Annotated in this window: 24 protein-coding genes; 19 read left to right on the forward strand and 5 right to left on the reverse strand. The window is 41.8% G+C overall.

Going from position 1 to position 25,157, the window contains the following annotated elements; genetic code table 11:
* Positions 1 to 7: 7 nt before the first annotated feature.
* Positions 8 to 3,304, reverse strand: coding sequence for an autotransporter outer membrane beta-barrel domain-containing protein (locus KW060_RS04785; protein WP_249035235.1), 3,297 nt, complete (start codon positions 3,302 to 3,304; stop codon positions 8 to 10).
* A 249-nt stretch (positions 3,305 to 3,553) separates the two neighbouring features.
* Here KW060_RS04785 and KW060_RS04790 point away from each other — a divergent pair, with 249 nt between their 5' ends.
* The 3 genes from KW060_RS04790 to KW060_RS04800 all read left to right on the forward strand — a co-directional run bounded on the left by KW060_RS04790 (position 3,554) and on the right by KW060_RS04800 (position 6,834).
* Positions 3,554 to 4,285, forward strand: coding sequence for an ABC transporter permease (locus KW060_RS04790; RefSeq protein WP_249035236.1), 732 nt, complete (start codon positions 3,554 to 3,556; stop codon positions 4,283 to 4,285).
* The gene (locus KW060_RS04795; RefSeq protein ID WP_249035237.1) at positions 4,278 to 5,780 is read left to right on the forward strand and encodes a tetratricopeptide repeat protein; all 1,503 of its coding nucleotides are present in this window, start codon (positions 4,278 to 4,280) and stop codon (positions 5,778 to 5,780) included. Before KW060_RS04790 ends, KW060_RS04795 begins: the two co-directional genes overlap by 8 nt.
* A gap of 67 nt (positions 5,781 to 5,847) precedes the next feature.
* Positions 5,848 to 6,834, forward strand: coding sequence for an alpha/beta hydrolase (locus KW060_RS04800; protein WP_249035238.1), 987 nt, complete (start codon positions 5,848 to 5,850; stop codon positions 6,832 to 6,834).
* Here KW060_RS04800 and KW060_RS04805 read toward each other — a convergent pair.
* The 3 genes from KW060_RS04805 to alr all read right to left on the reverse strand — a co-directional run bounded on the left by KW060_RS04805 (position 6,831) and on the right by alr (position 10,150).
* The gene (locus KW060_RS04805) at positions 6,831 to 7,541 is read right to left on the reverse strand and encodes a 3-keto-disaccharide hydrolase (protein WP_249035239.1); all 711 of its coding nucleotides are present in this window, start codon (positions 7,539 to 7,541) and stop codon (positions 6,831 to 6,833) included. The two genes, KW060_RS04800 and KW060_RS04805, sit on opposite strands and share 4 nt — an antisense overlap.
* 12 nt (positions 7,542 to 7,553) lie before the next feature.
* Entirely contained in the window at positions 7,554 to 8,795 is a 1,242-nt protein-coding gene (locus KW060_RS04810; RefSeq protein WP_249035240.1) for an aminotransferase class V-fold PLP-dependent enzyme, read from the reverse strand.
* A gap of 146 nt (positions 8,796 to 8,941) precedes the next feature.
* The gene (gene alr / locus KW060_RS04815; RefSeq protein WP_249035241.1) at positions 8,942 to 10,150 is read right to left on the reverse strand and encodes an alanine racemase; all 1,209 of its coding nucleotides are present in this window, start codon (positions 10,148 to 10,150) and stop codon (positions 8,942 to 8,944) included.
* Positions 10,151 to 10,390: 240 nt separating this feature from the next.
* Between alr and KW060_RS04820 the strand changes: the two genes are divergently transcribed.
* From KW060_RS04820 to KW060_RS04840, 5 genes are all read left to right on the forward strand, one after another.
* The gene (locus KW060_RS04820) at positions 10,391 to 11,581 is read left to right on the forward strand and encodes a P1 family peptidase (RefSeq protein WP_249035242.1); all 1,191 of its coding nucleotides are present in this window, start codon (positions 10,391 to 10,393) and stop codon (positions 11,579 to 11,581) included.
* A complete protein-coding gene (locus tag KW060_RS04825; RefSeq protein WP_249035243.1) occupies positions 11,581 to 12,417 on the forward strand; it encodes an alpha/beta fold hydrolase in 837 nt (278 codons plus the stop codon). Before KW060_RS04820 ends, KW060_RS04825 begins: the two co-directional genes overlap by 1 nt.
* A 24-nt stretch (positions 12,418 to 12,441) precedes the next feature.
* Complete coding sequence (locus KW060_RS04830) at positions 12,442 to 13,407, forward strand: threonine/serine dehydratase (protein WP_249035244.1); 966 nt, start codon at positions 12,442 to 12,444, stop codon at positions 13,405 to 13,407.
* Positions 13,408 to 13,494: 87 nt separating this feature from the next.
* The gene (locus tag KW060_RS04835) at positions 13,495 to 13,818 is read left to right on the forward strand and encodes an ArsR/SmtB family transcription factor (protein WP_249035245.1); all 324 of its coding nucleotides are present in this window, start codon (positions 13,495 to 13,497) and stop codon (positions 13,816 to 13,818) included.
* A gap of 1 nt (position 13,819) precedes the next feature.
* Positions 13,820 to 14,269 carry an SRPBCC family protein gene (locus tag KW060_RS04840; RefSeq protein ID WP_249035246.1) on the forward strand — a complete coding sequence of 150 codons (450 nt, stop codon included), beginning with the start codon at positions 13,820 to 13,822 and terminating at the stop codon, positions 14,267 to 14,269.
* Here KW060_RS04840 and KW060_RS04845 read toward each other — a convergent pair whose 3' ends face one another.
* Positions 14,270 to 14,536, reverse strand: coding sequence for a hypothetical protein (locus KW060_RS04845; protein WP_249035247.1), 267 nt, complete (start codon positions 14,534 to 14,536; stop codon positions 14,270 to 14,272).
* 229 nt (positions 14,537 to 14,765) lie between these two features.
* Here KW060_RS04845 and KW060_RS04850 point away from each other — a divergent pair, with 229 nt between their 5' ends.
* The 11 genes from KW060_RS04850 to KW060_RS04895 all read left to right on the forward strand — a co-directional run bounded on the left by KW060_RS04850 (position 14,766) and on the right by KW060_RS04895 (position 25,133).
* A complete protein-coding gene (locus tag KW060_RS04850) occupies positions 14,766 to 17,018 on the forward strand; it encodes an EAL domain-containing protein (RefSeq protein WP_249035248.1) in 2,253 nt (750 codons plus the stop codon).
* Positions 17,019 to 17,116: 98 nt separating this feature from the next.
* Positions 17,117 to 18,055, forward strand: coding sequence for a tetratricopeptide repeat protein (locus tag KW060_RS04855; protein WP_249035249.1), 939 nt, complete (start codon positions 17,117 to 17,119; stop codon positions 18,053 to 18,055).
* Positions 18,056 to 18,058: 3 nt separating this feature from the next.
* Entirely contained in the window at positions 18,059 to 18,724 is a 666-nt protein-coding gene (locus tag KW060_RS04860; protein WP_249035250.1) for an amino acid ABC transporter permease, read from the forward strand.
* A complete protein-coding gene (locus KW060_RS04865) occupies positions 18,724 to 19,401 on the forward strand; it encodes an amino acid ABC transporter permease (protein WP_249035251.1) in 678 nt (225 codons plus the stop codon). Before KW060_RS04860 ends, KW060_RS04865 begins: the two co-directional genes overlap by 1 nt.
* Positions 19,402 to 19,410: 9 nt before the next feature.
* Positions 19,411 to 20,142, forward strand: a complete 732-nt coding sequence (locus KW060_RS04870; protein WP_249035252.1) for an amino acid ABC transporter ATP-binding protein — start codon at positions 19,411 to 19,413, stop codon at positions 20,140 to 20,142.
* Positions 20,143 to 20,234: 92 nt separating this feature from the next.
* Positions 20,235 to 21,152: an isoaspartyl peptidase/L-asparaginase gene (locus tag KW060_RS04875; RefSeq protein WP_420833177.1), complete on the forward strand. Its 918-nt coding sequence runs from the start codon at positions 20,235 to 20,237 to the stop codon at positions 21,150 to 21,152.
* Positions 21,153 to 21,218: 66 nt separating this feature from the next.
* The gene (locus KW060_RS15895) at positions 21,219 to 21,650 is read left to right on the forward strand and encodes a transporter substrate-binding domain-containing protein (protein WP_420833157.1); all 432 of its coding nucleotides are present in this window, start codon (positions 21,219 to 21,221) and stop codon (positions 21,648 to 21,650) included.
* Between the two features lie 30 nt (positions 21,651 to 21,680).
* The gene (locus tag KW060_RS15900; RefSeq protein ID WP_420833158.1) at positions 21,681 to 21,995 is read left to right on the forward strand and encodes a substrate-binding periplasmic protein; all 315 of its coding nucleotides are present in this window, start codon (positions 21,681 to 21,683) and stop codon (positions 21,993 to 21,995) included.
* A gap of 21 nt (positions 21,996 to 22,016) precedes the next feature.
* Positions 22,017 to 22,754, forward strand: coding sequence for a copper homeostasis protein CutC (locus KW060_RS04885; RefSeq protein ID WP_249035254.1), 738 nt, complete (start codon positions 22,017 to 22,019; stop codon positions 22,752 to 22,754).
* Positions 22,747 to 24,216: an AMP-binding protein gene (locus KW060_RS04890; protein WP_249035255.1), complete on the forward strand. Its 1,470-nt coding sequence runs from the start codon at positions 22,747 to 22,749 to the stop codon at positions 24,214 to 24,216. Before KW060_RS04885 ends, KW060_RS04890 begins: the two co-directional genes overlap by 8 nt.
* Entirely contained in the window at positions 24,213 to 25,133 is a 921-nt protein-coding gene (locus tag KW060_RS04895; protein ID WP_249035256.1) for a tetratricopeptide repeat protein, read from the forward strand. The genes KW060_RS04890 and KW060_RS04895 overlap by 4 nt, the downstream gene beginning before the upstream one ends.
* The last annotated feature ends 24 nt before the right edge of the window (positions 25,134 to 25,157 follow it).

Raw genomic sequence — 25,157 nt, forward strand, 5'->3', positions numbered from 1 at the left:
ATCCTTTCTAGAACCTTACACGGAAACTCATAGTTGCTGTGTGGGCCATATAGTTTTCTTTCCAATTGGCATCATAGGTAATACTAAAGTTAGTAATTTCAGTTTTAAATGATAAGCCCATTCCAGCCTGGAATCCATTAGGGTCAAGCGGTGTGGATTGTAACGTAAACGATGAATTATTATAACCAGCAAAGCGTGCTGTAAGTGGATTAATTGTCTCATTTAGTTCTTTTGTCCAACCGCCATATACGCCAATTGATAATTGGCCAATGGTATCTTCATCTGTAGAAAGATCAGTGTTATACGCAAATTCCATTTTCAAGTTACCAAGCATGGAATTGGTTCTGTACTCGTTTACAACAAGATCAACACCAGCACCGCCACCTGTTTCCGTGTAGCCATCTTGTTTGATGTTATTATAACTGATGCTACCGCTTGGGGTCGCAGTAAATTTGCCCATATTAAGTTGGTAGCCGGCTTTTAAATGCGATGAATAATGTAAGCCGTCCCAATTTGCTGTAGAGGTTCTGTCAAAATTTGTGAATTCAACGTAACGGTCACTTTCGAAATCGAGAAGGCCAACATTTGCCTGACCTTCAATGAAGAAATCACGTAGCCAAATACCGCCATAAACGCCAAGTTGCGTGTTTTCCATACCCATACGGCTAGCGCCAGCATCATCAAATTTAATGTCTGCAAAATGTCTGGCCAGACTGATACCGAATGCACCTCGTTTGGTTAATGCAAATTCATAACCAACCGCAATGCCGAATGTGAAGCCATCGGCGCCTTTTTCGTCCATAGTAGTGTCAAGATTATACATACTACCATATTGTTGTGCCCATAACCCCTGGCCAGATTGTAATGGATCATCCGCGACATATTTCAGATTTCTTAAGTTGTCCAAGTGACTTGAAACTGCACCAAAAGCAAGGTTGTTGCTATTGATCAAAATTTGTCTACTTGCCTGTGTAAGGTTATTAGGCATCATTTGTCTATATGTTCTATTGAAGTCATCTGCAGTGGTTATGCTGCTGATTTCACCACCAATATCACTTGTAGATTCCAAAGCTGGAACCGATGCTTCATACAACCGTCCAATATTTTCTGAAAGTCCTAGTTCTTCAGCCGTTTTACGTCTTAGGGATACGCTTAAGGAATTTGAAGTAGTCGTGGTTTCAATATCATAGATAAATACTTGATCAGATTCATTAAGTAGGTTGTCTTCACTGTTTATTACCAAATTATCTGCTGAGATAATTTCATATGTGTTTTCTATGCCAATAAGAGAATCGATTTCAATTTTAAGTTTACTATCAGGAGCGAATATTACGTCTCCTGTTGCGTTAACACCACCTGCTAGATCATCTTGACCCGACACGCCAATGGTTAATTGCGCAGTATCATTGATAGAAATATTTTCCACATTGAGTGGGATTGTTGCAGGTACAACCAATTCTGACTGGTCATTTAAAGTCACATTTAATTGACCATTTGGTGAAAAGATGCCGCCTGTTAATCGGGCATTGTCGAACATGTCTAGTGTGGCTGTGCCGCCCTCTAAAGTAATGCCGCCGTCAATATGTCTTTCTAATAATGGTCTATAGATTGATTCAATTGCGCCATCATCAATGAAGGCTTGCTCTAATTCGGCATATTCTGTTTCAGATAAACCTTCCATTGTAATGGAATTGGTTCCGCTGCCCAAAAGAACATCACCATTAATACGACCACTATTGAAAAAATCGATTGATGTGGTGTTTTCTGATAAATCCACTGCGATGCGATCACCCGTGTTTTCAGAATTTAGTGTCAAATCAATCAATCTAGTATTTGTAAATGAAGAAATTGTGCCTGATCTATCAATAATACCGTAAGCGGATGTGTTATTACCTTCTGCTTCGATTGTGATTAGGCCGTCGTTATTAAACGTTGTAAGTGATGCATTTTCATTTACAAGTAATGCATATGCGTCACCGCCAGTTCCAACAATCTCATCATCATCATTATAGGTGACAGCAGCTTTCACATTTATTTCGCCGTTATTGCGAAATTCGGGTGCACTAGCGTGATCGCCGATCTCAACTGCTATTGCTGTAGCATCAATTGATTCAGATTTAATTTCGCCCCAAAGGCCGTTATAAATTCCGTGGGTGAGGGTGGTCGTATAAGTATCAGGGCCATCAACTGCACCAGTAATATATACTGCAGTTGTAGCAGCACCTGAATTTGCACCCGAAACATTAATGTTTCCTTGGTTTAGGACGGAATAATCGCCATAGAATGAGCCAGTATTACCGATAGTGATATTGGTCATAGGTGCGGCGTCAATTTTTTCTGGCGTTATATAAACACCATATCCACCACCAAAGGCTTGAACAGAACTTGTATCTGATGAAAAGCCTGATATTGAATCACCTTCTGCGATATTTACAGGGTCGCCATCTCCATTGAAATATGTGATTTTATTTTCAAAACCACCACTTAAATTGCCACTGATTTGAACAGCTGCGATGCCGCTAACCGCAGGAATATCTTCTTGTGTGGAAAAGTTAAACGCAGCATCCCTACCTGTGCTTAAAGCGCCAGTATTATCATATCCACCGTCAACATCACCGCCGATATACACGCCTATTGTTCCGGCATCACGATTTACAATATTTTGTGTTGTTAAAATGTCACCAGTTAGATTGCCGAGGATTTCAACACCTCTACTGTTTTCCCCTGTAATACCAACATTATCAAATGTGATATCACCAACCATGTCTGATTGAAGAGAGAAACCGGCGGAATTATCACCAAAAACAATAATATCACCATTTCCTGAAAAGGTAACATCCCCTTCTAAAGTACCATCGCCATCAATAAGAACGCCATAGTTATTTGAGCCGACATTATTATCATTATCTTCGGCACTGCTCTCAATACGAGAAGTAATATTGATATCTGAAGTCAGCGTACCTGCACCTTGTGTATCAACATGAATTGCAATGGCATTATCGAATGATTCAGCGATAATGCCACCTTCTGATGTTAGGTTGTTGTCGCTATTTACCGTAACTGCTGCACCAGTGCTAACAGTGATACTACCATCGGAATCAATAACAATATCTGCCGGGCTGCCGCTATCAATTGTGGCCGTATCAACTGCAGATGTCCGGTCATCAGAAATTGTTACTTCCTGTGCATAAGCAGAAACACTAGCGAAAGTTCCAAGTTGAAGCGCGATCAGAAATGATTTGCTGATTTTTGCAGGATTGACATGTCGGTGAATTTTATTTGAAATGCTTGAGTTGATACTCATAAAAATGCCTTTTAGATAATCGGAAACTAATTATAAAATTGCTTCCTGTTAATTTCTCAAAATAATAATCGGTATGTATAATACGTTTACGGGGAAATTGCCCGCTTTTTTTCAGTTTTCATCATTCAATATCACAAAATTGGATTTTTCAAAATAAAGAATAATTCTCTTCACATGAATGCCAAATTAACTGATGCATTTATTTTTCCACTGTTATAAAGTCAGCATAATTAATTCAAAAGGGAAAATATGGACAATATTCAGGAAATATCACTTTTAAACCTTGCGCTCGCATTTGTTCCTGTATCGGTTGTTCTTTTTATTTTGTTTAAATGGAAAAGTGATGGCAAAGAGGCCATGCTTGGCATTTCAAGAATGCTAATCCAGCTTTTGATTGTTGGTTATTTTCTGACGTTTTTATTCGAAGCAGAAAGCGCATGGATAGTAATTGTAGTGCTTTGTGTAATGCTTACGGTATCCAGTTGGATATCTTTAAGGACCGTGAAAACGGAGCGTCGAACATTATATTCCTATGCCATCGTTTCAATATTTATTGGTGGTGGAAGCGTATTATTTATGATTACTCAAGGTGTACTTGGGCTAGACCCTTGGTATGAGCCAAGATACCTTATTCCGCTCGCAGGTATGATTTTTTCCAGCTCTATGAATAGTATCAGCCTATCTGCTGAACGCATAAACGCTGAAATGGCGCGTGGTGAAACTTATGAACAAGCAAGAAGTATTGCATTACGTGCAGCACTCATCCCAATTGTAAATGCATTATTTGGCGTTGGACTCGTATCGCTTCCCGGTATGATGACAGGGCAGATTTTATCAGGGGTTTCGCCATTAATTGCCGTTAGATATCAAATCATGGTGATGTGTATGTTATTTTCAGCATCAGGAATATCGGCTGCTATTTTTATGAGCCTTTTAAAAAATCATTTGAAACGTGATAGAGAAATGCCATTCGATGAATAAAGCAGCGAGGGTTTATTTAAAGCAAGGCAAGAAGCTAGAGGCACAAGGTAAAAATGCCGAAGCCATTTCAGTTTATGAAACTGCTTTAAATGAAAATCCAGGTAATCCAGAAATTTTATTTGCGCTGGGCAATGTTGCTAAAAAAATGGGTATGTATTCAATAGCGGAACAAATGTTCAGGGCTGTTTATGGCATAAAACCAGATTCAATTGAGGCAGCAACAAATCTTGCGATTGTAATTAATGAACAAGACCGCCCCGATGAAGCGATTGATATTTATCAGGCATTACTCGCATTAAATCCTGAACATGTTCCTACATGGATTAACGTTGGAAATAGTGTGCTGTTAAAAGATGACCTTGAAACCGCAGAAATTTTTTACAACGAGGCGTTAAGGTTAAAGTCAGGCTCTGTCGAAGCGATGACAAACCTTGCGGATATTTATTTGCAGAAAAAACGTTATGAAGAGGCGCTTACTTTACTTGATAAAGCTCTTAAACGAGATAAAAGGAATGCACTGATACGTCATACCCGTGGCGATGCATTATTCCTTCTGGGGCGTTTGGAAGAAGGATGGAAAGAACATGATTTTTCATCATGGAACAGGAAAGATAAGCAAAAAAAATATCATCACCAATTAAAAAGATGGAAAGGCGAAGATCTTACGAATAAGAGAATTCTTCTGACGTGCGAGCAGGGGATCGGTGACCAAATGCGTTATCTAAGTGCGTTAGAAGACATCATATCTACTGCTAAAGAGGTTGTTGTTGAGATCGATGAGCGACTAGTAGAAATTTTCGCGCGTACCTATCCGGAAATCACGGTGAAGTCGCTGAATGTAAAATTGATAGCGAATGTAAGTCATTTTCATTACGACTGGGACGTCAATGAACTTGATTATGCGGATTCAATGCTGGGAGCCTGTCGAATTTTAAAGAATGATATCAATGATTTTTCAGAAGTTGATAGACAGTTCGTTACCAATGAGGCTCTTGATCAAAAGTGGAAAGAGAGGCTAACGCCATATAGCGACAAGTTGAAAGTCGGTATTTGCTGGCGAAGTGGAAAACAGTCATTAAAAAGAAATATCAATTATCCATCACTTGAAGAGTGGGGGCCTATTATTAAAGCAAAAGATGTTCATTTCTTTAATCTTATGTATGACGACTGCGCTGAAGAAATAGAAATAATTAAGAATGAAATGGGTGTAGAGATCATAACATTTGATGATGTTGATTATAAAAATGATCTTGAAGATGTTTTTTCATTAATTGGACAGCTGGATTTGACGATCGGGGTAATGAGTGCGCCAGCAAACATGGCGTGTGTTTTGGGTAAAGAAGCATTGGTGCCATTTAGGTGCCCTGGATGGGAAACATTTGGAAAGAATAAATTTACGATTACTCCATCCATACAACCTTTCTTTCAAAATGAACTTGGTAAGTGGGAAGATGTGATGGCCGAGATTGCAAATAGTCTGAATTCCCGAATTTAAGCAAAGTTGCTTTTCATCTTCATGATGTTATAGTTCATAAAGGGAGTATGGAAATTGCCATTTTTAAATGACAGTTGACATCATGAAATATTTCAAAATTATCTTACTTTCAATCATGGCAATCATATTGCCCATTTTTGCGCATGCGCAAACACCACAAGAGCTGGCACAAACTCTTGAAGAAAAGAAGTTTGAATATCCATGGGAAGTGAAGGTTTTTGATTTGCCCACATCATCAAATGGTGTCGGCTATCGGTTATATGTACGGCCACCTATTGAACCACCTGAAGAAGGGCAAAAATCATCCACAATATATTTCCTTGATCCGTTAGCGCTTTTTACCCCCGCCGCAGCCATGAGTTACAATTACGAATATTTCAATTATATGCCCAGTAGTTATTTTGTTGGAATAGGATATCAGGATGAGGCTGATGGAAAATGGAAAGAGGAAAATCGCACTCGTGATTATACGCCAACATCGTTTGCTCCGCCGGATGATAGTCATTTCTTATCCGGAAATCCTGTAGATTATGAAAATTCAGGGGGTGCTGATGCATTTTTCGATGTCGTTCAGAACGAAGTCATCCCATTTATCGAAGCAAAATATGATGTTGATGATAAAGAACGCGTATTAGTCGGTAAATCTATGAGCGGTTTGGCGGCATCCTACGCTGTTATGACAAGACCAGGATTATTTAAGCGGTATTTGATTGTTAGCCCATCAATTTGGTGGGATGATTTTTTGTATCCCCGAATGGACCGCGCAATTATGAAGGTTGCAGAAAATACAAAGGATACGAAATATCCGTTTGAAACACGTGTTTATTTTGCCGTCGGGGATGCGGAAGAACGTATGAGCCTAGTGACGGATTTATATGTGTTGTTTAATTCATTGCAGCGACGGTTTGATCCAAATTTGAAATTGAATATTGAAGTGCTGCCGGATGAGTTACATGAGGGGGTGTTTCCAAATGCTTTTATGCGCGGCATTGTTGGTCTTTATGCGGATGAAGAGGGGCGTCGTTCATCCGCATCAAAACTGAAATGGGATTAGTCTAATTTTCTAACCTTGATGTTTTTATACCATACTGGGTCACCATGATCTTGTAAGGCAAAGTGGCCAGTCTTTGCTTTGCCGAAACCCGGCCAAGTTTCAAATTTGCTGTCTTTAATCAGTGCGGCCCAGTTGTCGTCCCACATGGTGGTTTTAATGACCAATTCACCGTTTTGCCAATGTTCAAGGTTGTTGCCTTCTACCTTGATTAGAACCTTGTTCCATTCGCCAACGGGCTTTACATTTTCAACACGGCTTTCCATCAGATCATAAAGATCACCTGCGCGATGTGACTTGATTTTTCCGTCGCCGTGTCTTGTGTTATCAAGCACTTGCATTTCCGGTGCGGTTTCATATGGATGTTTATAATCATCACTTTCAACAGCAAGATAAAAAATACCACTGTTTGATGCTGGTGCCACTTTCCATTCCAGTGAAAATTCAAATTCACTATATTGATTGCGACTGATGATATCGCCACCTGTGCCGTAATTATTTGGGTTAAAGAAAATAGCGCCATCTTCGACTTCCCATTTTGTCGGGCTGGTTTCCATTTTATAGCCACGCCAATCTTTATTAAGATCTTTGCCGTCGAAAAGAAGTTCCCAACCGGCTGCTTTTTCCTCAGCGGTTAGTTCGTTATCAGCAGCATGGGCCGTAATTGACATACATGCAGCCAGAGTTAATCCAATGATTGTTTTATTCATTAATTTTTATCCTTATATCGATAATGAAATATAATTAGCAACGCGTTCCATTTGTTCCATGGAATTATAAATATGTGGGCAGAGCCGGACGCGAAGAACGCTATCATTGCCGCCGATGGCACCTGCGATACGATAATTATCATAAATTTTCTGTGCGGCTTTTGGGGCGTCCGTGTTTGAAATTAATGCCACGATAATGCCGCTGTTATAGCCCGAAGCTTGCTCGGTCAGGAAATCAATATCACGTATTTTTTCCTGCATGTGTCCTCGAAGCGCGGCGGCAAGATCATTTATGCGGTTTTCAATGCGTTTTTGTCCGATCATTTGATGAAATTCGACGGCTCGCCCCAATGCCCATAGACGGCCATCGTCGCGTTGGCCGAGACTTTCATATTTTTTAGCCCCTTGCTCTTTAACACGTTCCCAGCCAACCGTTACGATATTTGGCCAGAGTTCCTCTTGTGCATCTCTGCGTACATAAACAAAGCTGGCTTCACGCGGGCCAAGAATCCATTTTTGACCGCTTGAGGTGTAAAAATCGCATCCCATATCATGTAAATCAATTTCCATATACCCAAATGTCTGTGCACCATCTACAAGGCTTTTGGCGCCATGCGCGTGGGCAAGTTCCGTCATTTCTTTGCCCGGCAAAGACGTCCCTGTTTGATTTGAAATATGGCTGAATGCCAGTACTTTTGTTCTTGAATTAATGGCTTCTTTAAATGGGCGCAGCAGGTCTTCAGTTGTGTTTAGAATAGGGGGCGTTGAAACTGTAACCACCTTAAATCCAAGTCTTTCTGCACGTTGATGCCATGCTATGTTGTTGCAGGGATGATTTTGATCCCAGATTAAAACTTCATCGTCGGGACCAAGATCAAGGCCATTAATCACTGTGTTATTTGCTTCTGAAGTGTTGCGCACGAAACCAATTTCATCCGTATCGGCGCCCAGGAAACCGGCGATAAATTCACGCGACTTTTCCGTTAAGTCACGATACTTGGCGCGGTTTTGAAAGGAACAATTCCTTTCCATATCAAGTGTGTGTTCAATTACCGTGTCATGTACCACTTTTGGTGTCGGCGTCATGTTTGCCGCGTTTAAAATATTAAGGTCTTTTTCAATTACAAATTCTTCGCGGATTTTATCCCAAAATAATTCTGTACCGGAAGTTCCGTTTTGGGCTGCGGCAAGAGCGCGAACATCAGCGCCAGCAAGCGCGGTCGAATGACTGCCGGATAAATAAAGTGCACTCATTCCCGCAGCCCCCCCAACAGCTCTCAGGAAATTCCGTCTCGCATTGCTCATTGATTGTCTCCCAATATCTATATTTTGAAAATATAGTAAACCTTTGCGGCAAAATCATGCAACGATTTTTATATTAAATTGGGAGACGAGAATATTTAAACGATCCGTTTTGGTAAAGTCGGGTTTAAATGCATGATCATATCATATACTGAAGCACCCGATGCTGCGCTTGCATCTTCCGGTCTAGAGCCATCACGCCAATCAAAGAAAGTGGCTTCGTCACCAGCTTTCACGGCTTCTTCCGGTCCGATTTCAACCAGAGTGTGACTTGCGGAAACGCTGGCGATAACAGGATAATTGGTGTCACCAATTCTTACCCAACCACCATTGGCTGCAGCGCGCGGAACGCCGTCCACATGACCGGCTGGAATTGTTGCAATCCAAGTATCTTTGTCGGCGGTGTAGGCTTTTTCATAACCGGCGCTTTCACCTTTTAATAGTTTTTTGACGTATACGACGCGTGCTTTAAGTGCCATGGTTGGCTTTAAATCCATTAAACCTTGTTCTTTGAATTTTGGGCTGGAATATTGTCCAAAAATGGCCATTCCCGGGCGAACCATATCCAGATATGAATAAGGACTTTGGAATAAACTGTAACTCGAGGCCGCATGGATAAGTCCAAGTGAAATGCCATCACTTTCCAGTTCGCTTTGAATATCGCGAAGTCGGGCAATTTGCATTTTTTCATAATCCGGAATTTCATTAAGACCGGTCATCGTTGAAACTATTTCAATGGATGGTCTTGATGCAAGGTCGCGGATTAAGTCCGCCGCTTCACGAAACGGCACGCCAACCCGGCCCATACCCGTATCAACGCATATGGTAATTTTTACTGAAGTTCCTTTTTTTGCAGCAATGCGTTCCAGTGCGTCACCGACAGGGGTATAAATCATCGGCGTAATATCACGCATGATTAATTCTTCAAGCCCCTTTTCGTCAAAAGTCCCCATTAATAAAATCGGTTTTTTGACTCCGGCGTCACGCAGTTCTATGGCCTCACTTAATTTGACAACGGCAAGACCAGAAACACTTGCTTCATCATCCAGAATACGTCCCATGTTCACGATGCCCATTCCGTAAGCATTGTTTTTGATGACAGCCATAATAGGGCGACCCTCAACCAAGCGGCTGATTTCAGCAATATTGTGTTTTACATGATCAGGTCTGATTTCGATCCAGGGATCGAACGATGAATGAATGGCTTTGTTGGGCGGTGTGTGTGCGTTCGCGGATGATAATGGCAATGTGGTTGCCGCTGTGCCAACAACTGCTGCGTTCAGCAGGTTTCTTCTGGATATATTCATGTTTCCCTCGTATCGTTTTGAATTTTATATATAGGTAGTTTACACAATATGGTTGTATATACAAGTAAAAATGTTGTATGTCGATTTTACAAAGTTTTGCTGATAAATTTAATTGAAATTCTCCGTGATATATAGGTTGTATATACATCTTTGTGGAAAGACTATTAAATATATCTAGATCGCCCTTGATTTAAAAATGTTTCCATGCGAGCCTACCCGAAATTATTAAATGAGGAAAATATGAAAATTACTTCTTTGGCGATTCTGGGGATTATTTTAAGTGGCACAACTGTATTAGCAGATAACGGGAAACCGCGTGCTCGTGATATTGGACTTGAAATTGGCACGATTGCGCCAGGGAAATATAACGCCATAACGGACGTGGAAGGGGTGCGTGTCGGTCACCACACCGTCAATATTGGTGATGATGTTAGAACGGGCATCACGGCCATTATTCCGTCGGATCATGATATGTACCGCTATCCGGTTCCGGCGTGGATACATTCTGGTAATGGTTATGGAAAGCTGATCGGAGAAACGCAAGCAAGAGAATTTGGTGAAATTGAAACGCCTATTATTCTAGGGTGCACGCTTTGTGTCTGGACGGCTGCGGAAAGTATGAAAGATTGGCTACTATCCAAGCCGGGTGAGGGACAACACACGATTAACCCGATTGTTGGCGAAACTAACGATAGCCGTGTTAACAACATGTGGAATAAAGATGCCATGAAACCGGAATATACGGTTGCGGCGCTTGAAAATGCGAAAACCGGCTCTGTTGAGGAAGGTTCCGTTGGTGCTGGCCGCGGGACGCAGGCTTTTGGTTGGAAGGGCGGTATCGGAACCAGTTCTCGTGTGCTTCCTGAAAGTATGGGGGGGTACACTGTCGGTGTTCTGGTTCAAACCAATTATGGTGGTGAATTAATGATGAATGGGGCACCGGTTGGGCGTGAGCTTGGTCAATATTCATATAAAACCCAACTTGAACAGGCGCGCGCTGGTGAGGTGCCGATGGATGGTGGTTCTATCATGATTGTTGTTGCGACCGATGCACCGATTTTATCCCGTAATCTGGACCGCCTAGCAAAACGAGGCATGATGGGGTTAGCGCGTACAGGATCAATTGCCCATAATAGTTCAGGTGATTATGTGATTGCTTTTTCCACAAATCCGGATGTAAGACGTGACCGCGGTGCGCGTGAACCTGTTCCATCAAAAACACTTACAAATTCAGCCATGTCACCGCTATTTCAAGCCGTGGTTGAAGCAACACAGGAAGCCATTTTTAACGCAATGTTGAAAGCGGAAACGGTAACCAGCACACAAGGAACACTTGAGGCAATTGATGTTGATAAAGTTAAAGAGATCCTCGAAAAGTATAATGTGACAAATTATGATCAGAAATTGTCACCCGTAGGAGGTCAAAATTAATGGTAGTGATGCAAAACTTTTGTCAGAAATTATTTTGCATCCTTGTTGTGATTTTATCTGTTTCTGTTGCACAAGCAGAAAACTATATCGCAAAAGATGGAACGAATATTGATTTTGCTGTCAGCGGGGCGGGGGAGCCGCTTGTTATGTTACACAGCGGCATGATGTCACGTGATGATATGGCCGCGCAGATAGATTATTTTTCCAATAATTATAAAGTCATCGCCATCGATGCGCGCGAACAAGGACGTAGCGGAAAATCGGAACAGCAAATATCATATGAATTGATGGCATCAGATGTAATTGGTGTTATGGATCACCTTAATATTGAAAAGTTTAATTTGTTTGGACAAAGCGATGGTGCAATTACCGCATTAATGGTTACACATATGCACCCACAGCGCGTTGAAAAACAAATCATTCATGGGGCGGTGTATCATTATGATGCTTACCCGCAGTCACAACGCGATAGGTGGAAAAGTGTTACGTGGGATAAAGACAGCGAACGTGATAATGATCCAAATGGATTTCCAGGCATGGCGATTGAAAGTTATTTGTTAGGTCGTAAAGATTTAGCGGACTTTGAAAGCCATTATCAGGAAATGGCAATGATGTGGGCGACGTCCCCAGCACTTAACAAAACGGATTTAAATAATATTAATATTCCGACACTTGTGATTGTTGGTGATCATTATGATATATCCATTAGCCACACTGTTGAAATGCATGAAGCTTTAGCCAATAGCGAACTTTTTGTTGTGCCAGGGGCAACGCACTTCGTTCATCAGGAAAAACCGGATTTATTGCATAGAGTTATGCATGATTTTTTAAATTAAAATTAAATTCAAAGAGTATAAAGAATGACCAAAAAAATCGGCACAGACCAATTTATTGAAATCGCACGCGCCAGTTCACGCATCAGAAACGTGATTGACCCTACGCCATTAGTGAAAAGTAAGTCGTTAAGTGATGATGGCACAAGTGTTTATTATAAAATGGAAAATTTAAATCCGACCGGTTCATTCAAGCTGCGTGGCGCAGCAAATAAAATTCTTTCCATGTCGCAAGAAGAACGTAAAAAAGGCGTCGTGACCGCATCAACCGGAAATCATGGTGCGGGGGTCGGATATATGTGTCAAAAAACAGGCACAAAAGGAACGGTATTTGGTCCAGCTGATATGTCACAAGCGAAATATGACGGAATGGTTTCTTATGGTGTAGAGGTGGTTAAAAATGATGGCGACCCAATTAACGGAGAAATCAACGCGAGGAAATATGCAAGCGACAATGATATTCCGTTTATATCACCATATAATGACCCATTGATAGTCGGTGGTCAGGGTACAATCGGTTTTGAATTGTTCGCTGAAATTCAGGACCTTGACGCGGTTTTTATATCGCTTGGTGGTGGCGGGCTAATGTCCGGTATCGCTATTGCATTGGCAAATCTTTCTCCCAAGACAAAGATCATCGCCTGTTCACCGACCAATTCAAAAGTGATGCAGGAAAGTGTTGCTGCGGGTACAGTTTTGGATTTGCCATCTGAACCAACCTTATCAGATGGAACAGCTGGTGGCGTTGAGCAGGGCACAATCACATTTGAATATTGCCGTGATTATGTCGATGAATTTATTGATGTTAGCGAAGATGAACTTATAACGGGCCTTCGAATATTTATCGATGACACTAACACTATTGGTGAAGGGGCCGTTGGCGTTGCTGTTGCGGGCTATTTACGCCAGAAGGAAAAATGGCAAGGTAAAAAGATCGCAATTGTGGCATGTGGCGGTAATATTTCCAGAAATACATTAAAAGAAATCCTTTAACGAAATTCGAGTTGACCTTCGTTTTCTTGACAAATACAGGTATATTTAGTATTTAACCATATGGTTGTTAACAAAATGGTTAAATAAATGGCTACAGATCAACTCAGTTTAATTTTTGGTGCGCTTGCTGACCCGACCCGTCGTGGGATATTAGAACGCCTTGCTAAGGGGCGGGCAACTGTTGGGGAACTTTCGGAACCGTATGATATGAGCATGGCAGCAATTTCCAAGCATTTAAAGGTGTTGGAAAAGGCAGGGCTTATTACACGAACGAAAGAAGCCCAGTGGCGACATTGCCAGTTCGAAGGCGCATCGCTAAAAGAAGCGTCCGATTGGGTCGAAAAGTACAAACAATTCTGGGATGGTCAGCTATCAAGTCTTTATGGTTTTTTGAAGAAGCAGGATTATTAATATGGTTGAAAGAAGAAACATTGAGAAATTATTCATGGTAAAAGTATGCCGTGAATTTGATATTGATATCGAACGCGTTTTTGATGCTTGGATTGATCCTGATAATCTTGGTAATTGGTTGTTTGGAACGCCGGATGGGAAAGATAAAACCTCAGAAGTCGATCCGCGTGTTGGTGGAGATTTCAGGATTGGCGAAAGGCGTGGTGATGAAATGGCCATGCATGTGGGTACCTATCATGAAATTGATAGGCCGAACAGGATCGTTTTTAGTTACTATATGGAAAATGTAAACGAAGATATGCCATCAAATGTCATTGTTGATTTTGAAACAACGGATGAAGGATGCCGCGTATCCGTTACTCATGAAATGGATGATATCTGGTCAGAATATGAAGCTAGCGCCATTGACGGCTGGAATATGATTTTTGACGGGCTAGAAAAACAGCTTTAATCAGTGTGGTTTATTGTTCTGGTCCTCAGTAACAGTTGCTTTTTCAAGCGCAGCTGCCGCTTCGCCGTAAATACGCCCTTCTAATGATAATTCAAGAAACCTGATATAATCATTTTGATCAGTAATATTGGTTCTGGCCATTTCAATCACTTCAAGTTGTGAATTGGCCATAAGATTATATTTCTTGATTAACGTCAGCATTTCCGCGCTAATGACATCGAGTTCTTTTCGGATGTTTGTGATGGTTAATTGGCTTGCTTTAAGCATGAATAATATCCGTGTTTAAAATGTAATGATATATTAATAAAATACATATATTTATATAAAGAAAAATCAATGGTATTCAGAGCAAAAATCTGGAGCATGTAAAATAAGTAGTCTCGACAACATATTGAAATCCGAGAGGGTTGAAGATCAAAAAAATCAAATTTTGCCGGAACAATTAAGAATATTATTTTCTCATGTTGTTCCAAATACATTTGGCGGTTTTATCGTCATGGCAATCTACTTATGGGCGTTTCACGGTGAATTTAATGCAGGTCTTCAGTATTTATGGCTTATGGTGATGGTGGTTTTGTACGCTGCTCGCCTTTTTATGATTACGGTTCCAAAACGAGAAAATTTTGAAGATAACGCCAAAAAATGGCTCTATCTCTATGCTGGGGTAACTTTTGCCATGGGGATAGGTTGGGGAATGATGACTTATATCCCGGCAGACGGAGTTGTCGCAGATAGTACAAATATGGTGATTGTAACAATGCTATTAGCATTATGCTGTATTTCAGCCATAAGCAGTAGTGCACATCCATATATGATTTGGACCTTTATGACACCTATTGCCATATTAAGCAGTACAAATCTTTTAAATGCCGCGACTAATCAATTTGATATGGTGCTTGGGATTGGGGTTTTTGTATTTTGTATTTTTGCGGGGTTTGTCGGTCATAACTTAAGCAATACTTTGGTTGATGCCCTTTATCTTCAAAAACGAAATTCCGTTCTTATGGATGATGTTGTTGAAATAGCCAGGCAAAACCAAAAATCATACGAAGGATTTCAGCTTTTACTTGATAATCTTGGCGCTGGTGCGGCCATGTTTGATAAAGATAAAAAGCTTATGTCCTGGAATAAATCTTTTGAAAATATATTCAATTTACCTGCGGGCATTATTCAGCGTGGTATGACGTTAAAAGAACTGATCCGTAGAATTATCAAACAATCCTGGCAAAATAATATCGATATTGATCACGCGGCTGAAACTCATCTGAAAGAAATTCTTGAAGACCGATCAGAAGATAACCTCGTGAAGCTTGTGATGGCGGATGGTCGGAATTTATACAGTAAAGTCATGAAGATCAGTGATGATCAGATGGTACTAAACTATACGGATGTCACGTCGCTTGAGCAGGCCAGAACAGAAGATATCATTCATGTTTTGCAACATGACAGTTTAACAGGTCTTCCTAATCAGGTGCTTCATAAAAAAGAAGTCAGAAAAAGAATTGTTGATTTCAGAAGAGCAGCTACAGCGAATAAAAGCGTCAAAGAAACTCAATTTATGGCCTTGATTTATCTTGGTCTAAATTCGCTTAATGAAATTTATGAATTTTTGGGGCTAAGTGCGGGTGATCAGGTTGTCACAGAAATCGCAAAAAAATGTCAGAATTTTTTAAGTGGCGATGTCCACTTATCACATGTTGCATATGATGAATTCCACATAATTACCTGTAATGAAAATAATGTGGGTGAGGTCTTAAAGCTCGTCAATGAATTGATGGAAGTTCTTTCTGAGCCGATTGAGGTAGGGGAAAATTCAATAACCGTTACCATGTCAATTGGTATCAGTGTTTATCCGGAACATGCTGATAAAACCGATATCTTAAATAGAAATGCAAAAATTGCGTTTAATAAGGCAAAATCACCGCATACCAGTAATGTGGTTATATATGATCATGGAATGCACTCGGAAATTATGGAACGTTCCAATATCTTGTTCGATATCCGTGAAAGCATGAAGAAAAGCGAATTTCTGCTGCATTACCAGCCGCAAATTGATATCGAAAGCCGTGATGTGCTAGGGGTGGAAGCATTATTGCGATGGGAACACCCGGTCAAGGGATCTATATCACCAGGGCATTTTATCCCGCTTGTTGAACATACGAAACAGATCATCCCGCTGACTGAACAGTTTCTACCGGAAGCATGCTTGCAAGCAAAGAAATGGCAAGATCAAGGTTTGCCACCTTTAAAAATGTCAGTGAATATTTCGCCGTTCCATTTTTATGAAATGAATTTTTCAGCATTTGTGCGCGAATGTTTTGAGGGGGCTGGCCTAGAACCGGAATTTCTTGAACTGGAAATCACGGAAGGCGTGATCATGAACCAGACAGAAGAAATAATTAAAATCTTGCAAGAATTATCCGAGATGGGCGTTCAGTTATCCATTGATGATTTCGGAACCGGATATTCATCGCTCGCATACCTTAGAAGTCTTCCAGTGGATAAATTAAAAATTGATCAGGCGTTTATTAAAGATATGTGCGCTGATAATAATTCCAGATCACTCGTAGAAGCGGTTATTAGAATGGGGCATAGTTTTAATCTTGATGTGATTGCAGAAGGGGTTGAAACGGAAGAACAGCTCTTGGACTTGCAAAAGATGAGATGTGATCAGGCGCAAGGTTTTTATATCCGTAAACCCGCTTCATCGGACGAAATTACAAGCTGGATCAAACAGCATTACGCATAATTTTGCCTTCTTTTTGTTTTATTGACAAAATAAATGGTATTGTTCATATATATGATCAAAATAATACGGAAAATACCCAAAAAAATATAGGCTTCATAATGTATAAAAAAATCTTGAAATCCGCTGTTTTATTCTCAGCTATCTCAATTACCAGTGTTTTTGCACAAAACCTACCGGAAGTACCGGAAGGGGCAGAGGCCGTATCGCTTCTTGATGGTCGCGCGCTAACGATGCCGGATCCAACCAATGAGGCTGTGATTAAAAATCTGGATGAAGCCAGTTACAGATATATGGATTATCCGATGAATCCAGAAAATGCAATTTGGTATGGTCGTCGTCTTGCCTATGCGGGTGATTTCCGTAAAGCAATTCAGGCGTTTTCCGATGGTATTCTAGATAATCCGAATGATGCACGCATGTACCGCCACCGTGGCCACCGTTATATCACAATCCGTGAATTTGACCGTGCTATTGCCGATCTTGAAAAAGCAGCGGAAATGATACAAGGAAAGCCAAACCAATCGGAACCTGATGGTGCGCCAAATGAATTTGGAATTCCTCTAAGTACATTACATGGCAATATTTATTATCACCTTGGTCTTGCATATTATCTGAAGCAGGACTGGGAAAATGCAAAACGCGTTTATGATCTTGATCATTCAGTAGCACAAAACGATGATAACAGAGTATCCGTTGCTCATTGGCGTTACATGATCCGTCGTCGCATGGGTGATAGTCATGAACAAGCTGTGCATGTACTTGACGAAATTAATGCGGATATGGAAATTCTTGAAAATTATACATATCACAAGCTAGCTCTATTCTATAAAGGTGAGATTTCCGAAGCTGAAATTTCAGAAGGTATCGATATGGAAGATAGCGCAGATGCGGCAACCGCATATGGCCTTGCAAACTGGCATTATTACAATGGTGACGAGGCCAAGGCAAAAGGCATGCTAGAAAGCATGATGAAAGCGAAAGCTTGGGGTTCATTTGGCTATATCGCTGCAGAAGCTGATCTGGCTGCATTAAAATAATATATGGCTGATTTTTCATCCATGATGGAATATTTCCCTGAGTTTTGGGAAGGTTTTTTGATGACTGCAGAGGTCAGCATTTATTCGATCATGGGCAGCTTCATTCTTGGAACAATCGTTGCCCTGATGCGTGTGTCAGGGCAATTTTTTATGGATCGATTGGCTCGAATTTATATTGATTTGTTCAGAAATATTCCATTTATCGTATTGGTTTTCTTCGGGTTTTATGGCCTTCCGGAAGTGGGTGTTTATATTGATGCCTTCTGGACGGGGGTGCTGGTGTTAAGTTTCGCGGTTGGCGCATATGTCGCGGAAACACTGCGTGCAGGGATTATGAATATTGATAAAGGTATCATCGAAGCGGCACAATCGTTTGGATTTTCAAAAATCAAAGTTTACCGAAAAATCATTTTGCCGATTGCACTAACTACATCGGTAAGGCCACTTGGTTCAGTGTTTATTAATTTGATCCTGACCACATCTATTCTATCAACAATTACACTGAATGAATTAACCAGCGTTAGCAAAATAATCGCATCGGAAACATTTCGCCCTTTCGAGGTTTATGTGTTCATTGTTTTCTTTTATGGCGTTTTGACATTTATCCTTTCTGGTTTAATTACAAAATGGCATGTGAGGCTTAACCGCTTTGCCAGTGAGGGGGCATAATGGGATACGGCGACGAAGGTTTCACCATTTATGATCTGCAGCTTTGGGCGGAAGGGCTTGGGATAACATTGTGGGTTTTTGCTATATCCATGATTATTGGTATTACCATAGGTATCGGCATTGGCTTGGTTCGTTATTACCGTTTGCCATTCATAGGTAAGTTGTTGATGGCGATCAGCGAATTTCTTAAAAATTCACCTGTTCTCGTGCAATTATTTCTCGTTTATTTTGGTCTTTCGGCATTATTACAAATTGAACTTTCACCAAATCAGGCGGCGATTATCACGCTTGCCGCCAATACCGCGGCCTTTATTGCGGTCATCGTAATTTCATCAATCGAAGCCATCGATAAAAAACAGCTTGAAGCCGCAAGAAGTTTCGCCATGGATGAAGTTACCATTTTAAAACGCATTATATATCCACAAAGCCTTGCGATCGCCATGCCGATGTTAGTGGGCTTGCTGATTAATCAATTGCAGGTAACATCACTTATTTCGGTTATTGGTGTTTATGATCTGACGAGGGTTGGGGATATTGTTAACCAAAGAACATTTGAGCCGTTTATTGTCTGGCCGGTGGTTGGTTTAACGTATTTTATACTGGCAAAAATAATCGGGATCATTGGTAGTAAACTTGAAAAGCGTTTCGGCAGCTATAGAATGATGCAGGAAGTATAAGGGGATAGCATGATAGAAATTAAAAACCTACATAAAAGCTTTGGCGACTTGCACGTTTTAAAAGGGGTGGATCTTACGATTAAGAGAGGTGAGGTTATTTCCATTCTTGGCGGTTCCGGTTCCGGAAAAAGCACATTGATGCGCTGTATCAATGGACTTGAAGTCATGACGTCAGGTGATATTACGGTCGACGGCTATAATGTGACCGACAAATCATCGCTGAAAGAAGCCCGTAAAAAATGCGCAATGGTTTTTCAACAATTCGATCTTTATCCACATTTAACTGTACTTGAAAATATCACCATTGCTCCGATCGAAGTGCTTGGCGTTTCAAAACAGGATGCAGACATCAACGCAAGAGAACTGCTTGAAAAGGTTGGTTTATCGGATCGTGCGAATTATTTCCCGTCTCAACTATCCGGCGGACAAAAGCAACGCGTGGGTATATGTCGCGCCCTTGCGATGAAACCTGACTATATTTTACTGGATGAGGTCACAAGCTCGCTTGATCCGGAAATGACGGCGGAAGTTTTGGATATTCTTAAAAAGTTAGCCCATGATGGTATGACCATGATTTCTGTCACTCATGAAATTGAATTCGCCCGTGAAATATCCGACCGGATCATTTTCCTAGATCAGGGTGTCGTATTAAAAGATTTGCCGACGGATGATTTTTTCTCTGAAACTGGTGGTAAATCCGAAGAACGCATCGCACGCTTTTTAAGTAAGATGGGTGAATGATGGACCGGCGTGATTTTATGAAAACGACGGCGGCTGCAGCTGCCTTTTCAATGGTAGCATCCAAAACAACGGCTCAAGAAAAAGAGGATAACATGATACTTTTAACCAATGAAACGGGTGGCCCGGGAATTGAAATAACGGTGAATCAGCTTAAAAGCGGTGCTTACGGCATCGATGCTATGGTTGAAGGCATTAACAAGGTGGAAGCCGACCCAACCATCCGTAGTGTCGGGTTTGGGGGCTGGCCCAATATTCTTGGTGAAATGGAATTCGATGGTGCCGTGATGGACGGTAACACGCGTGAGGTCGGCGCGGTTGGCGCCTTAAAACACACCTATCATTCCGCGCAAGTGGCGCGCGCTGTGATGCAAAAATTAAATCATGTGATGGTCACTGGTGATGGCGCAGATAGATTGGCTGCGGAAATTGGCCTGCCAAAAGTAAAGACCTTGCTTGAAAATTCGGGGGAGGTCTGGGAACAAAAATTACGCGAAGTCTTAAGCGAGGAAGAATTTGAAAAATTCCCCAATATCCCGCTCGCGCCACTGAATAGTACTATTACTGATCCTGAAAAGGTGCGTGATACGACCGTTTTTTTAAGTAAGGATGCGGATCAGGGCATCCATGCGGCCACAAGCACGTCCGGCTGGGGATGGAAATATCCAGGACGCCTAGGCGATAGTCCAATTGCAGGTGGTGGTTATTATGCCGATAGCAGGTTTGGTGCCGCCGCCTGTACCCATACGGGGGAAATGGCAATCCGTTGCAGCACGTCTCGCAGTATTGTCATGGCCTTGCAAATGGGTAAGACACTTGATGATGCGGTTAAATTCGCGGTCGAAGAAGTGGATGGTTTAAAAGGCGGCTTTATCGCTGGCCTTGTAATCCATGCCATTGACGTATCGGGTAATCACAAGGTTGTTTCATATAATCTGGACGAGCCGGGAAAATACTGGCTCTGGAAACCATCCATGAGCGCACCGGAACTTCGTGAAAGTGAAATGGTTTAACGCTTGATTTTAATTGTCTCAAATGCGAGCATGCGTGATCACATTAAGTCGAAGAAATAAAAAATAATGAAAACAATAATTCTTACCTTTTTTACATTTATTTTCAGCATCATGACCGCGCATGCAGATGTCCTTTCCGATATTAAAGAACGCGGATTTATTAAGGTGGGTATTTCCCTTGGTGGTATGCCCATGGGCGGGCGTGATGCGCGCAATGAAGCAATTGGTTATGATGTCGATGTAGCGAACATGCTCGCAGAAAAACTGGGTGTAGAGCTACGGATTACTGATGTTTATGGTGATGCGCGGGTCAGTATGCTTGGTTCCGGTCAGCTTGATCTGGTGATCGGTAATATGACCATTACCGAAGAACGCGCAAAAGTGGTTGATTTTTCAAGGCCCTATTACCGCACTGGGTTAAAAATTGCTGTGCAGCGTGGTTCGGGTATTAAATCACTTGATGACTTAAAGGGGAAAAAAGTTGTTGTCGGGCGTTGAACGAGCGGGGCAATTTTTCTAGGTGAACAAGTGCCGGGTGCGGAACTGGTTTATACTGATAACTTCGCACCAAACGGAATTTTGCTGCTTCGTCAACGCCGTGTTGATGCGGGGATTGAGGATGGGTCAAATATCGATTTTCTGGTGAAGAATATCAGAAGCCTCGAAGTAATGCCCGGCGAATTTTTAAGCGGTGATATTGGTATGGGGATGGCAAAAGGGGAAGTGGCCCTCCAAAATTGGACCAATGAATTTATTGCTGATTACATTGCAAGTGGTGAATTTGCACGCACTTATCATAAATGGTGGGGTGATGAGAGCACACCACCTGATCTAACTCAATAGAATTTAGTAAAGTATATAACAATGACAAATATTACATTCGAAGTATGTGTGGATACCATACAAGGTGCGATTGACGCAGTGAATAACGGTGCTGACCGTATTGAACTTTGTGATGCGCTTGGTATCGGCGGGGCGACGCCATCGGCAGGGCTGATGGAACGCGCGTCGAAACTCGGTAAGCCGATATATGCGATGATCCGCCCGCGCGGTGGTGATTTTATTTTCAATTTCGAAGATATGGATGTGATGCTGCATGATATTGATACATGCCGTAAATACGGTATGGCGGGGATTGTGGTTGGCATAACCCATGAAAATGGGGCCCTTGATTATCAGAAATTAAAACGCCTTATTGATCATGCGGATGGCATGGGTGTGACGCTTCACCGTGCATTTGATGTGACACCGGATACAAGTGAGGCCCTCGAAATGGCCATTGATCTGGGGATTGAGCGGATCCTTACATCCGGCCAAAAAGAAACGGCCATTCAGGGCGCTTTTAAAATCAAATCTGTGATCGAAGAGGCTGCTGGGCGTATTTCCATTATGCCATGTTCAAAAATCAATCCGCCAAATTTGGATAACCTGTTTAAAATTTTTAAGACATCAGAAATTCATTCATCTTGCCGTACGTTGGTCGGCAGTCCCTATACTGAAAATGCACCAAGTATGGCACCTGGTGATGATTTCAGTCGCCATATTACCGACCCGGTGAAGGTAAAAGCCATTCGTAATTATTTGGATAACTTAAATGGGTAAGGGGTTATATCAACATCTGATATGTCGCATTCATGATGCGGGTGATAAGGTTTTTATCGCTTCAGAGGTAGGCGATTATTTATATTCCGATATTGATGAAAATGCCGCAAAAATCCAGCAAGTGATGATGGGCGTCGGTGTATCAAAAGGAAGCCGCGTATTGGTTCAGGTGAATAAATCACCGGAAGCCGTGATGCTTTATCTGGCGTGTTTACGCATGGGCGCGATTTTTGTGCCACTGAATACAGGATATAAACAAGACGAAGTGGAATATTTTTACGGAAATGCAGAACCGGACCTTTGTGTATGTGAACAAGAAACGAAAGACCGATTTACATGCGCGAAAACAGTCATGGCGATTGATGATCTTTGGCAAATGGCGAGACAGCAATCGGGCGATGTTGAAATCACTGACCTTGATGGTGATGATATCGCAGCGATCCTTTATACATCGGGCACGACCGGCCGTTCCAAGGGCGCAATGCTCAGTAATGATAATTTAAGATCAAATGTTGAGGTTTTAAGCGAATATTGGCAGTGGTCGGAAGATGATGTGCTGCTTCACATACTGCCGATTTTCCATGTTCATGGGCTTTTTGTCGCGCTACACTGCGCATTATGGACCACGAACACGGTTATTTTCCATAATGGCTATAACCCGGATAATGTGATCGCCGATTTACCAAAATCAACGGTGATGATGGGCGTGCCGACCCATTATGTCAGGCTTTTGGAAAATGAAAAATTTGGTCGTGATGTATGCAAAAATATGCGCCTTTTCCTGTCGGGATCAGCGCCGTTACTGACCGAAACATTTCATGAATTTGAAAAAGTGTCAGGCATTAAAATTCTTGAACGTTATGGTATGACCGAAGCAGGCATGATCACGTCAAATCCATATGATGGGGACCGCGTTGCGGGAACGGTTGGTTTTCCGCTTCCTGATGTGGATGCCCGGCTTGGTAATATTAAAGACGGCAAAGGCGTTCTTGAAATAAAAGGCCCAAATGTGTTCAAGGGGTACTGGCGGATGCCGGAAAAAACAGCCGAAGAATTCACAGATGACGGATATTTCATCACCGGCGATATTTCCATCATGGATGATGAGGGCCGAGTTTCGATTGTTGGGCGGGCCAAGGATTTAATCATCACAGGTGGCCTTAACGTTTATCCAAAGGAAATTGAAAGCCTGATTGATGATATGGACGGTGTTAAGGAAAGCGCAGTGATCGGTGTGTCTCACCCCGATTTCGGCGAAGGGGTAACGGCGATCGTTGTGCCAGACGGCAGTGTCGAGATTTCGGAAGATATAATCATAAACGATACGTCAGAAAAGCTGGCCAGTTTTAAAGTACCAAAAAGAATATATATTGTTGATGAACTGCCCCGCAATACAATGGGCAAAGTACAAAAAAATGCACTGCGTGAAGAATACGCAAAGATATACGGGAAAGAGAAATGAAACAAATAATCGCAATTATCGCCTTGATGATCAGCTCTAACGCATACGCACAATCACACTTGTTACCGGACGTGCCAGAAGGGGCACAGGCGGTATCGCTTTTTGGTGAGCCATTATCCATGCCAGCGCCAAGTGAACGTGTGCTTGAAAACCTTGCCGCGGCGAAGGAAAAATATGACGCCGACCCGATGGATGCAGATAACATTATTTGGTATGGTCGCCGTGTTGCCTATACGGGTGATTTTCGTCGTGCGATTTTAATCTTTTCAGAAGGGATTAGAAAACATCCAACGGATGCGCGCATGTATCGTCACCGCGGTCACCGTTATATTACAATCCGTGAATTTGACCGTGCGATTGAGGATTATGAAATCGCCGCTAGCCTGATTAAAGGTAAGCAAGATAAAATTGAACCGGACGGTGCGCCGAACCCGGCGGGTATTCCGGTCACCAGCACCCACAGCAATATTTATTACCATTTGGGGCTTGCTTATTATTTGAAGCATGATTTTGAAAATTCATTACGTGTTTTCAAAATGGGTCGTGATCTTGAATTAAATGATGATAATACATCATCGACCACACATTGGATTTATATGAACCTGCGCCGCCTTGGCCGTGATGCGGAAGCCGCAGAAGCCCTAAACCACATAACAGCAGATATGGATATTATTGAGGTACATAATTACCACAAGCTTGATATGTTCTATAAGGGCGAGGTTCCAGAAGAAGAAGTATTAAACGCCGATCCGAATATTCCGGCGGGGGCCAGCATCACATATGGTGTTGCGAACTGGTTTTTATATAACGGTGAAACGGAAAAGGCCTATGATTTGATGGAAAGATTTCTTAAAACCAATTCATGGGGCGCATTTGGCTATATCGCAGCCGAAGTCGATTTGAAAAACAGAAAATAACTAAGAATTTAAAACGAGAAATTA

Source organism: Pseudemcibacter aquimaris, assembly GCF_028869115.1.
GTDB classification, from domain to species: Bacteria; Pseudomonadota; Alphaproteobacteria; order Sphingomonadales; family Emcibacteraceae; genus Pseudemcibacter; species Pseudemcibacter aquimaris.